The organism is Streptomyces sp. C, from assembly GCF_000158895.1.
Lineage (GTDB): Bacteria > Actinomycetota > Actinomycetes > Streptomycetales > Streptomycetaceae > Streptomyces > Streptomyces racemochromogenes.
In genome coordinates this window covers 1,637,833-1,648,568 of record NZ_GG657750.1, presented here as the reverse complement: position 1 = coordinate 1,648,568, position 10,736 = coordinate 1,637,833, and the positions used below count along the sequence as shown (strand labels likewise).

General features: G+C 72.8%; 10 protein-coding genes. 5 read left to right on the top strand and 5 right to left on the bottom strand.

Annotated elements, in window-relative coordinates; genetic code table 11:
- Positions 1 to 1,173, bottom strand: a 1,173-nt coding sequence (locus tag SSNG_RS07280; protein ID WP_007263160.1) for a TDT family transporter, incomplete at its 3' end; no start/stop codon positions are given.
- A gap of 70 nt (positions 1,174 to 1,243) precedes the next feature.
- Here SSNG_RS07280 and SSNG_RS07275 point away from each other — a divergent pair.
- Positions 1,244 to 2,164 (top strand): LysR family transcriptional regulator, encoded by a 921-nt coding sequence (locus tag SSNG_RS07275; protein WP_007263159.1) that lies wholly within the window; start codon positions 1,244 to 1,246, stop codon positions 2,162 to 2,164.
- A gap of 364 nt (positions 2,165 to 2,528) precedes the next feature.
- Complete coding sequence (locus SSNG_RS07270; protein WP_007263158.1) at positions 2,529 to 2,876, top strand: hypothetical protein; 348 nt, start codon at positions 2,529 to 2,531, stop codon at positions 2,874 to 2,876.
- Here SSNG_RS07270 and SSNG_RS07265 read toward each other — a convergent pair.
- The 4 genes from SSNG_RS07265 to SSNG_RS07250 form a co-directional block, all read right to left on the bottom strand.
- Entirely contained in the window at positions 2,869 to 3,681 is an 813-nt protein-coding gene (locus SSNG_RS07265) for a hypothetical protein (protein WP_050779569.1), read from the bottom strand. The genes SSNG_RS07270 and SSNG_RS07265 overlap by 8 nt on opposite strands.
- A gap of 94 nt (positions 3,682 to 3,775) precedes the next feature.
- Complete coding sequence (locus tag SSNG_RS07260) at positions 3,776 to 4,501, bottom strand: gamma-glutamyl-gamma-aminobutyrate hydrolase family protein (RefSeq protein WP_042800672.1); 726 nt, start codon at positions 4,499 to 4,501, stop codon at positions 3,776 to 3,778.
- Between the two features lie 47 nt (positions 4,502 to 4,548).
- Positions 4,549 to 6,015, bottom strand: a complete 1,467-nt coding sequence (gene eat / locus SSNG_RS07255) for an ethanolamine permease (protein ID WP_007263155.1) — start codon at positions 6,013 to 6,015, stop codon at positions 4,549 to 4,551.
- Between the two features lie 151 nt (positions 6,016 to 6,166).
- The gene (locus SSNG_RS07250; protein WP_042800671.1) at positions 6,167 to 6,913 is read right to left on the bottom strand and encodes an FCD domain-containing protein; all 747 of its coding nucleotides are present in this window, start codon (positions 6,911 to 6,913) and stop codon (positions 6,167 to 6,169) included.
- A 77-nt stretch (positions 6,914 to 6,990) separates the two neighbouring features.
- Here SSNG_RS07250 and SSNG_RS07245 point away from each other — a divergent pair, with 77 nt between their 5' ends.
- Genes SSNG_RS07245 through SSNG_RS07235 form a run of 3 tightly spaced genes read left to right on the top strand, consistent with a single transcriptional unit; the run spans position 6,991 to position 10,585 of the window.
- Positions 6,991 to 8,364: a glutamine synthetase family protein gene (locus SSNG_RS07245; protein ID WP_007263153.1), complete on the top strand. Its 1,374-nt coding sequence runs from the start codon at positions 6,991 to 6,993 to the stop codon at positions 8,362 to 8,364.
- 59 nt (positions 8,365 to 8,423) lie between these two features.
- Positions 8,424 to 9,788: an aldehyde dehydrogenase family protein gene (locus tag SSNG_RS07240; RefSeq protein ID WP_007263152.1), complete on the top strand. Its 1,365-nt coding sequence runs from the start codon at positions 8,424 to 8,426 to the stop codon at positions 9,786 to 9,788.
- 5 nt (positions 9,789 to 9,793) lie between these two features.
- Positions 9,794 to 10,585, top strand: coding sequence for a 3-oxoacyl-ACP reductase (locus tag SSNG_RS07235; RefSeq protein WP_007263151.1), 792 nt, complete (start codon positions 9,794 to 9,796; stop codon positions 10,583 to 10,585).
- Positions 10,586 to 10,736 lie beyond the last annotated feature (151 nt).

Below are 10,736 nucleotides of genomic sequence, written 5' to 3'. Positions count from 1 at the left end.
GCGGAGGCCCCCCGGGTGCTGGCGGCGGCCCTTCGGGCTTAGCCGGCCTGCGCGGCCGGGGAGCAGGCGGCCGGCGAAGAGGCCGCGCAGGGTGTGGACGGCGGCGAGCAGCCAGGCGGTGACCAGGCCGAGGAAGAGGGCGGCGGCCAGCCATGAGAAGGCGTCCAGCCCGGTGTGGCGGGCCAGCCCGGCGGCGCCGGTGACGCAGGTGCCGACGGGGAAGGTCAGCGCCCACCAGGTCATCGCGAAGCCCATGCCGTCGCGGGCGGCCCGGAGCAGCATCGAGGCGGCCAGGGCCAGCCACAGCAGGGCGAAGCCCATCACGGGGACCCCGTAGACCACGGCGAAGGCGCCGAGGGCACCGGCGTAGGGGGCGTCGATGGCGCCGGGGGCCACGTCGGCGAGCTGGTTCACGGCGGTGGTGGACTGGCCGAGGGGGCCGAGGACCAGGAACAGGGTGGGGGTCAGCGCCAGGGGCAGGGGCCCGCTCACGATCAGCCGGCCGAAGACCAGGGGGAGCAGCAGCAGGGTGGCCAGCAGGCTGATGCCGAACATGGCGTAGCAGGCCAGCAGCAGTGCCTCGCGGGCCTGCCCGGCGGGCAGGTGGGGCACCAGCAGGGGCCCGACGGCGGCGGAGACCATCGGCGAGACCACGGGCAGCAGCCACACGGGGGTGGCCTGGGAGGCCTCCACCTCGTGCCGCACCACCATCAGGTAGGGCACCACGACGGCCATGACCAGGCCGGTCACGGTGCCGGCGGTGAAGAGCACGGTGTCGGCGGCGACGGCGGCGCCGGCTCCGATCAGGTCCTTGCCGACGGTCAGGGTGCCGGCGCCGACGGCGAGCAGGGCCATCGCGAGACAGCCGTAGAAGGGGGCGACGGCGGGGTCGAGGAGGTGGGCGCGGGCCTGGTCGCGGTGGTGCAGCCAGTGCCCGGCCCGGGCGGTCAGCAGCACGGCGAGGGCCACGGCGGACAGCGCCCAGAGCAACTCGCAGGCCACGCGCTGACCGGGGAGCTGGTACGGGAGGGCCGCGCCGGCGTTGGCGATGATCGCCGTGCCCATGACGGAGGCGTACCAGTTGGGGGCGAGGTCCCGGAGCCGCGGGGCCTTGTGGGCCCGGGGAGCGGCGGGGGCGGTGGTTCGGAAGCGCACGGAGGCGGTGGTGGCCATGGGCCCAGCGTCCCGCCGACCAGGGCCGTACGGCAGAGGCCACACGTCTATAAGGCCATAAACTGATGTTATGGGTAACGAGGAGTCGGTCCCGCTCGCGCACCGCGTGCCGGACCTGGGTGCGCTGGAACTGCTGCTCACGGTGGCCCGGGTCGGCAGCCTGAGCGGCGCCGCGCGCCGGCTGGGCATCACGCAGCCGGCCGCGAGCAGCCGCATCCGGGCGATGGAGGCGCGGCTCGGGGTCGCGCTGGTGGACCGCTCCCCGCGCGGCTCGACGCTCACGGCGGAGGGCGCGCTCGTCACCGACTGGGCCCGGCGGGTGGTGGAGGCCGCCGAGGCCTTCGACGCGGGCGCGCAGGCGCTGCGCGGGCGGCGGGACTCGCGGCTGCGGGTGGCGGCCAGCATGACCATCGCCGAGTACCTGCTGCCCGGCTGGCTGATCGCCCTGCGCGGGGAGCGGCCCGACACGGCCGTGTCCCTGCACGCCGGGAACTCCGCCGACGTCGCCCAGCGGGTCCTGGCGCACGAGGCCGACCTCGGCTTCGTGGAGGGGCTCAGCGTCCCCGACGGGCTGGACTCGGCCGTCATCGCCCAGGACCGCCTGGTGGTGGCGGTGGCCCCGACGCACCCGTGGGCGCGGCGCTCGAAGGGGGTGGAGCCGGCGGAGCTGGCCCGCAGCCCGCTGATCCTGCGGGAGCGGGGGTCGGGGACGCGGCAGGTGCTGGACGCGGCCCTGGCCCCGTCGGGGGGCCTGGCCCAGCCGCTGCTGGAGCTGGCCTCCACGACCGCCGTCAAGGCGGCGGCGCTGAGCGGGGCCGGGCCCTGCGTGCTGTCGGAGCTCGCGCTGGTGGACGAGCTGGCGGCGCGGCGGCTGGTGTCCGTCCCCGTGCCGGGGGCGGCCCTGGCCCGCGCCCTGCGCGCCGTCTGGCCCACGGGGACCCGTCCGGCGGGGCCGGCGCGCGATCTGCTCTCGCTGACCCGGCGCCGCTAGCCGGTGCCGGCGGGGTTGCGGGGTGCCGCTGCGCGGAGCGGGTCCCCTACCCGCCCTTCCACCGTTCCCACCTCAATCGCCGGTGCGGCTCACAACACGGCGCTACCGCGCCCGCGCCTCAAACGCCGGCGGGGCTGACTTCAGCCCCGCCGGCGTTTGAGGCGCCGGGTCTGGGGCGGAGCCCCAGGGAACGGTGGAAGGGCGGGTAGGGGACCGCTCCGCGCAGCGGCGTACCCCGGGACGGCGGGGGACGTACGGGTGACGGGGAATCGATTCGGCGCGTGGCGGGCGGTGACCTCCGCCGAGCCCCCCCGGAAAGGTGGCTGACGCAAGTTTGTTGCCATTCCGAACGAGGGGATTCCCCATGCGACTCCGCCGTGCCTCCATCGCCGCCCTCGGCGCCTTCACCCTCCTGCTGGCCGTCCCGTCCTCGGCGTCCGCCGCGGTGGGCGAGTTCTCGTACACCTACACGGGCCTGGACGGCCGCCCGCACGTCCGGATCCTCCTCGACCCCGACAGCCGTGAGTGCATCACCCTTCCCGAGGTGGCGGACCCCAACGCCAGCGAGCCCGCGCACTCCCCGCGCAACCGGACCACCGGCACGGCGACGGTGTTCACGGAGCCGGACTGCGAGGGCGACTTCTTCTCGCTGCGCCCGCTCGTGGGCCGCGGCTCGGAGCGCCTGAAGCTCCGGTCGGTCGTCTTCAGCTGAGCCGGTCGGCCGGGCGTGGCCCGGACGCTTCGCGCGCCCGGAGGGCCTTCGTCAGCAGTCCGCCCGCGACGATCAGGGCCACGCCCAGCCACCACACCCCGCCGTCGAACACCAGCACCGCGATGCCGACCGGTACGAGCAGCCCCGCCACCGGCAGCAACAGCGAGGCCCCGCCCGGCGCGGCCTCGCCCCGTGCGCGGGCGCGTACGACCCCCGGGTACCAGACGGTGAACCGCAGGACGGCGACGATCGCCAGGATCTGGATGATCCACCCGGTCCAGATGTTGCCGGGGTCGCGCAGCACCAGGTCCCCGAAGCCGCCCGCCAGGGCCGCCACCAGGAAGGCCAGCCCCCACACCCCGGTGATCACGTAGTTGGTGCGGAGGAAGACCGGCGCGTGCCACACGGACGGGTCGGTCTGCTCGCGGGCGTACTGGAGGGTGAAGGGCATCCCCACGGCCATCGAGCCGAAGGCGATCACCGTCAGGGTGAGGTTCGCGATCTCGCCCGCGTACGTCTCCAGCCAGCGCAGGGTGCCGTCGCTCGCGAGCGCGCCGATGACGGCGAGTGCCGCGAAGAACACCACGTCGGCGACCTCCAGCAGCTTCCACGAGCTGCCCCGGTGGACGAGCCGGCCCAGGACCACCAGCGCGAGGGCCGTCCCCAGGGCGATCCCGACCGCGATCTCGAACCGTCCCGGGCCGACCAGCAGGGAGAAGACGATCCACGGCGCCATCCCGACGACCGGGTTCTCCAGGAACCCGGACACCGGGCCGGTGGCCGTGCCGTAGGCCTCGGTCCGCATCCTTCCAGCGTGCGCGCCGCCCGCCGAAGGGGCCATTCGTGCCCGCGGGCCGCACGGCGGGGAACCCGTGCGGCCCGCGGGTGGACGTCGGACGTCAGGAGACCGACACGCCAACCGGCTCCGGGAGGGTCCGGCGGGCGCCCGCCGCCTCGACGAAGGAGGCCATCACCCGGGTGTCCTTGTCCCGCTCCGGGTGCCACTGGACGCCCAGCACGTAGCGGGAGCGGTCCGGGTCCTCGATCGCCTCGACCGTGCCGTCGTCCGCGTACGCCGAGACGATCAGGCCGCGTCCCACGACGTCCACGGCCTGGTGGTGGTAGGTCGGGACGTCCGCCTTCTCCGGGACCAGCTCCGCGTAGCGGGTGCCCGCCACGGGGTTGACGGGGTGCCAGGAGGTGACGCCCGGGGTGTGGACGTGGCCGTCGATGTGCTGGACGAGCGTTCCGCCCAGGGCCACGTTCAGGGCCTGCATGCCCCGGCAGATGCCCAGCACGGGCAGGTCGGCGTCCAGGGCGGCCCCGAGCAGGGCGAGCTCCCACTCGTCGCGGACCCGCGCGGGGGGACCCGTACGGGGGTCGCGCGCGGCGCCGTAGTGTGCGGGGTCGACGTCCGGACCGCCCGAGACGATCAGGCCGTCGAGCCGGCTCAGCACCTCCGCCGCCCGCTCCGGTTCGTCCGGCGGCAGCAGCACGGCCGCGCCGCCCGCCGCCTGGACCAGCTCGTAGTACCCGGAGGGGACGAGGGACGTCGGGAGGTCCCACACGTTGTAACGGGTGGATTCCTCCACATAGGTGGTGATGCCGATGAGCGGCCTGGGCACGGTATTACCTCCAGGTTGGTGCCGTATCAAGGGGCGGGACAAGGGTCTCAGTCGCGGGTCAACTCCGCCTCGGCTTCCGCAAGCGCGGCGAACTCCTCCTCAGGTGCCGAGGCCACGAGGTGGTGCCGACTGTAGATCGCGAAGTAGGCCAGGGCGACGGCGTACACGGCGAGTGCGATGAGTGCCGCGTCCTTGTCCACCAGGAAGGTGGCGACGAGGGCCGAAAGGGCCAGTACGAAGGCGATCGAGGAGGTCAGCACCCCTCCGGGGGTGCGGTACGGCCGGTCCAGCCCGGGCTCGCGGCGGCGCAGCACGATGTGGGACAGGGCCATCAGGGCGTACGAGATGGTCGCGCCGAACACCGCGATGTTCAGCATCCGCGCCCCGTTGCCGGTGGCCGCCGCGAGGGCGAATCCGATGGCGCCCGGAATCACCAGTCCGAGGTACGGGGCCTTGCGCTTGGAGGTGAGGGAGAGGAAGCGCGGCAGGTAGCCGGCGCGGGAGAGGGCGAAGAGCTGGCGGGAGCCCGCGTAGATGAGGGAGAAGAAGGAGGCGACCAGCCCGGCGAGTCCGGCGTAGTTGACGAAGCGGCTGAGCGCGGTCGGCCCGCCGTCCCCCTCCAGGGCGACGACGAGCGGGTTGCCGGCGGTCTTCACGGCGTCCGCGCCCTGGGCGCCGGTGGCGGCGAAGAAGGTGATCAGGGCGAGCAGGGCGAGGATGCCCATGGAGATGGCGAGGGCCTTCGGCATGGAGCGGACCGGGTCCTTGGCCTCCTCGGCGGCCAGCGGGACGCCCTCGACGCCGAGGAAGAACCACATGCCGAAGGGGAAGGCGGCCCAGATGCCGAGGACGCCGAAGGGCAGCCAGGAACTGGATCCGAAGGCGGTGGTGTCCACGGCGATGTCGTCCAGGGAGCCCGCGTCGAACTCGGTGAGCGCGCCGAGCGCGAAGATCAGCAGTGCGGCGACCGCGACGGCGGTGACGACGAGGCTGAAGCGCAGCGCCTCGCCCACGCCCCACAGGTGCACGCCGATGAAGATCACGAAGCAGCCGAGGTAGACCGGCCAGCTGGAGGTCAGCCCGAACAGGCCCAGCGATTCGACGTAGTCGCCGATGAAGATGACGATCGCCGCCGGCGCCAGGATGTACTCGATGAGGATGGCGGTGCCGGTCAGGAAGCCGCCCCAGGGGCCGAGGGCGCGGCGGGCGAAGCCGTAGCCGCCGCCGGCCGTCGGCAGGATCGTGGACAGCTCGGCGAGGGAGAAGACCAGGCAGGCGTACATGGCGCCCATGAGCACGGTGGCGATGGCCAGGCCGCCGAAGCCGCCCTTGTCCAGGCCCACGTTCCAGCCGGAGAAGTCGCCGGAGACGACGTACGCGACGCCGAGCCCGGTCAGCAGCAGCCAGCCGGCGCTGCCGCGGCGCAGGGTCCGGCGCTCCAGGTACTCCGCGTCGGCGTCGCCCTTCGCGGCGGGTGGTGCGGATACGGGCACGGGTGCGATGTCGTCGGCCATGTGCGCTCCTGCCTAGGGCAATGGTTGTGAGGCGTACCTTTGCGTCAAGGGTGTGGAGCGCGCAAGACCCCTGCGTTAAACAGCGGTTACGAAAACCTCCCCGCGCCCGCGGCCACCGCCTGACTCCGGAGCCCCGTACGCCCCCGCCGCCTCACGCCAGGAACCCGCGCAGCAGGGCCGCCGTCCCGCAGCAGTGCTCGCGCATCACCGCCCGGGCCCCCTCGGCGTCCCGCTCCAGCACCGCCTCGACCAGGACCGTGTGCTGCTGCTGCGAGTGCTCCAGGTTGCGCACCAGCAGCGGGATGCAGTCCAGCAGGTCGTTCACGGTCGCCCGGACGGCCGCGTACTGGGCCGTCAGAGTGGCGGAGCCGGCGAGTTCGCACAGGGCGAGGTGGAAGAGGGTGTCCTGGCGGCGGTACTCGGAGAGCGGGGCGTCATGGGTGGCCGCCAGCGCCGTGAGCAGCCGCTCGGCCTGCTCCTCCGACAGTCCCTGCGAGGCGCACAGCCCGGCCGCGCCCACCTCCAGCACCTCGCGGAAGCGCAGCACGTCCTCGATGTCCACCCCGGCCACGCGCCGCCGCAGCTCCTCCTCGGCGCCGCCGGCCGGGGTGTCGGGGCGGGCCAGTACGAACGTCCCCCCGTACCGGCCGCGCCGCGCCTCCACCAGGCCCTGGTCCTGGAGCACCTTGAGCACCTCGCGCAGGGTGACCCGGCTGATCCCCATCCGCTCCGCCAACTCCCGCTCGGGCGGCAGCCGTTCCCCGCCCGGCACCAGACCCAGCCGCACCACCTGGAGGATCTGCTCCAGGGCCTCCTCGAAACCGTTGCCCGCCCGCACCTGCCGCAGCACGGGATTCAGCCGCGCGATCGCGCCACCGCCGCTCTCCGTGTCGGTCATCTCGGTTCCTCCCCTTCCCAAGCAATGGTTCTATTCAATACCTTAGGCCTCCTCGGCTCACCGAAGGAGAGATTCCAGTGGTAGACCGCATGCCGCCGCTCGCGCCCGAGGAGCTCCGGGCCCTCGTCGCGAGCGGTGAGATCGACACAGTCGTCCTGGCCTTCCCCGACATGCAGGGACGGCTCCAGGGCAAGCGGTTCGCCGCACAGTTCTTCCTCGACGAGGTGCTCGCCCACGGCACCGAGGGCTGCAACTACCTCCTCGCCGTCGACACCGACATGAACACCGTCGACGGCTACGAGATGTCCTCCTGGGACCGGGGCTACGGCGACTTCGCCATGCACCCCGACACCGCCACCCTGCGCCGCATCCCCTGGAACCCCGGCAGCGCGTTCATCATGGCCGACCTGGCCTGGAACGACCGCTCCCCGGTCGTCGCCGCGCCCCGCCAGATCCTGCGCCGCCAGCTGGAACGCCTCGGCGAACTCGGCTACACCGCCATGGTCGGCACCGAGCTGGAGTTCATGGTCTTCCAGGACACCTACGAACAGGCCTGGAACACCAACTACCGCGGCCTGACCCCCGCCAACCAGTACAACATCGACTACTCCGTCCTCGGCACCGGCCGCGTCGAGCCCCTCCTGCGCCGCATCCGCAACGAGATGCAGGCCGCCGGCCTGGTCGTCGAGTCCGCCAAGGGCGAGTGCAACCTCGGACAGCACGAGATCGCCTTCCGCTACGACGAGGCGCTCACCACCTGCGACCAGCACGCCGTCTACAAGACCGGCGCCAAGGAGATCGCCGCCCAGGAGGGCGTCTCGCTCACCTTCATGGCCAAGTACGACGAGCGCGAGGGCAACTCCTGTCACATCCACCTCTCGCTCACCGACTCCGACGGACGCAACGTGATGGCCGGCACCGACGGCGACCAGGAACACGGCATGTCCACCGTGATGCGCCACTTCCTGGCCGGCCAGCTGGCCGCACTGCGCGACTTCTCCCTTCTCTACGCCCCGAACATCAACTCGTACAAGCGTTTCCGCCCGGGATCCTTCGCCCCCACCGCCGTCGCCTGGGGCTTCGACAACCGCACCTGCGCCCTGCGCGTCGTCGGCCACGGCCGCTCCACCCGCTTCGAGAACCGCCTCCCCGGCGGCGACGTCAACCCCTACCTCGCCGTCGCAGGCCTGGTCGCCGCGGGCCTCTACGGCATCGAGAACCGCCTCGAACTCCCCGAGCCCTGCACCGGCAACGCCTACACCGCCGACTACGCCCACGTCCCCGCCACCCTGCGCGAGGCCGCGGAGCTCTGGGAGAACAGCGAGATCGCCAAGGCCGCCTTCGGCCCCGAGGTCGTCGCCCACTACCGCAACATGGCCCGCGTCGAACTCGACGCCTACGACTCCGCGGTCACCGACTGGGAGCTGCGGCGCTCCTTCGAACGCCTGTAAGCCCTGCCCGGAACCCCGGAACCCCGGAACCTCCGAACCGACACCAGAGAGGCCCCCACGTGTCCGATGCGCTGGAAGTACTGAATCCGGCCACCGAGGAAACCGTCGCCGTCGTCCCGGCCGCCACACGGGACGACGTCGACACCGCCGTCGCCCGGGCCACCAGGGCCCAGCGCGCCTGGGCGGCGGCACCCCCCGGCGACCGGGCCAGACTCCTGCGCCGCTTCGCCGCCGTCGTCGACGGACACATCGAGGAACTGGCGCAGCTGGAGGTCCGCGAGGCCGGCCACACCATCGGCAACGCCCGCTGGGAAGCCGGCAACGTCCGCGACCTCCTCGACTTCGCCGCCGGGGGAGTGGAACGCCTCTCCGGCCGCCAGATCCCCGTCGCCGGCGGCATCGACGTCACCTTCCTCGAACCCCTCGGCGTCATCGGCGTGATCGCCCCCTGGAACTTCCCCATGCCGATCGCCGCCTGGGGCCTGGCACCCGCCCTCGCCGCAGGCAACGCCGTCATCCTCAAGCCCGCCGAGACCACCCCCCTCACCGCCCTGCGCCTCGCCGAACTCGCCCTCGAAGCCGGGATCCCCGAGCACCTCTTCCAGGTGCTCCCCGGCCACGGCGCGGTCGCCGGCGACGCGCTCGTCGAACACCCCGGCGTCGCCAAGATCGTCTTCACCGGCTCCACCCGCGTCGGCAAGCAGATCATGGCCAAGTGCGCCGACCGGGTGAAGCGCGTCACCCTCGAACTCGGCGGCAAGAGCCCCAACATCGTCTTCGCCGACGCCGACCTCGAAGCCGCTGCCGCGGCCGCCCCCATGGCCTTCCTCGACAACACCGGCCAGGACTGCTGCGCCCGCACCCGGATCCTCGTCCAGCGCACCGCCTACGACCGCTTCCTCGAACTCGTCGCCCCCGGCATCGAGTCCGTGGCCGTCGGCGACCCGCTCGACGAGAAGACCCAGATGGGCCCGCTCATCTCCCGCGCCCAGCTCGACCGCGTCCGCTCCTACGTCACCGACGACCTCACCGCCATCCGCGGCAAGGCCCCCGAGGGCCCCGGCTTCTGGTATCCCCCCACCCTCGTCACGGACGTCGACCCCACCGCGCCCGTCGCCGCCGAGGAGGTCTTCGGACCGGTCGCCGTCATCCTCCCCTTCGAGGACGAGGAGGACGCCGTACGCCTGGCCAACGCGACCGAGTACGGCCTCTCCGGCTCCCTCTGGACCCGCGACGTCGGCCGCGCCCTGCGCGTCTCCCGCGCCGTCCGCGCCGGGAACCTGTCCGTCAACTCGCACAGCAGCGTCCGCTACTGGACCCCCTTCGGCGGATACAAGCAGTCCGGGCTCGGCCGCGAGCTCGGACCCGACGCCCTCACCGCTTTCACCGAGACCAAGAACGTCTTCATCAGCACGGAGGCCTGAACCCCATGACCGACCGCACCGAAGAGATCGTCTGCCGCCGCCTGGTCGGCCGCACCGCCGTCATCACCGGAGCCGGCAGCGGCATCGGCCTCGCCACCGCCCGCCGCCTCGCCTCCGAAGGCGCCAACGTCGTCTGCGCCGACATCGACCCCGCCGCCGGCAAGGCCGCCGCCGAAGAGGTCGGCGGCACCTTCGTCCAGGTCGACGTCACCGACAAGGAGCAGGTCGACGCCCTCTTCAAGACGGCCTACGACACCTACGGCTCCGTCGACATCGCCTTCAACAACGCCGGCATCTCGCCCCCGGACGACGACTCCATCCTCACCACCGAGCTCGACGCCTGGCGCCGCGTCCAGGACGTCAACCTCACCTCCGTCTACCTCTGCTGCAAGGCCGCCCTCCCCTACATGCAGCGCCAGGGCCGCGGCTCCATCATCAACACCGCCTCCTTCGTCGCCATCATGGGCGCCGCCACCTCCCAGATCTCCTACACCGCCTCCAAGGGCGGAGTCCTCGCCATGTCCCGCGAACTGGGCGTCCAGTTCGCCCGCGAGGGCATCCGCGTCAACGCCCTGTGCCCCGGGCCCGTGAACACCCCGCTGCTCCAGGAGCTGTTCGCCAAGGACCCCGAGCGCGCCGCCCGCCGCCTCGTGCACATCCCGCTCGGCCGGTTCGCCGAGCCCACCGAGATCGCCGCCGCCGTCGCCTTCCTCGCCAGCGACGACTCCTCCTTCATCAACGCCACCGACTTCCTGGTCGACGGCGGCATCTCCGGCGCGTACGTCACCCCCCTGTAAGCCCCGAACCCCAGTACCCCCAGTACCCCCAGTACCCCGGGTACCGCCACCCGACAGCCGGGCGTCGCACGACGCCCGGCTGCCGTGCTCCACCGGCCCGCCACGACCCCCACAAGGAGTGCCCGTGCCCCGCCCCAGCACCAGACGCCGG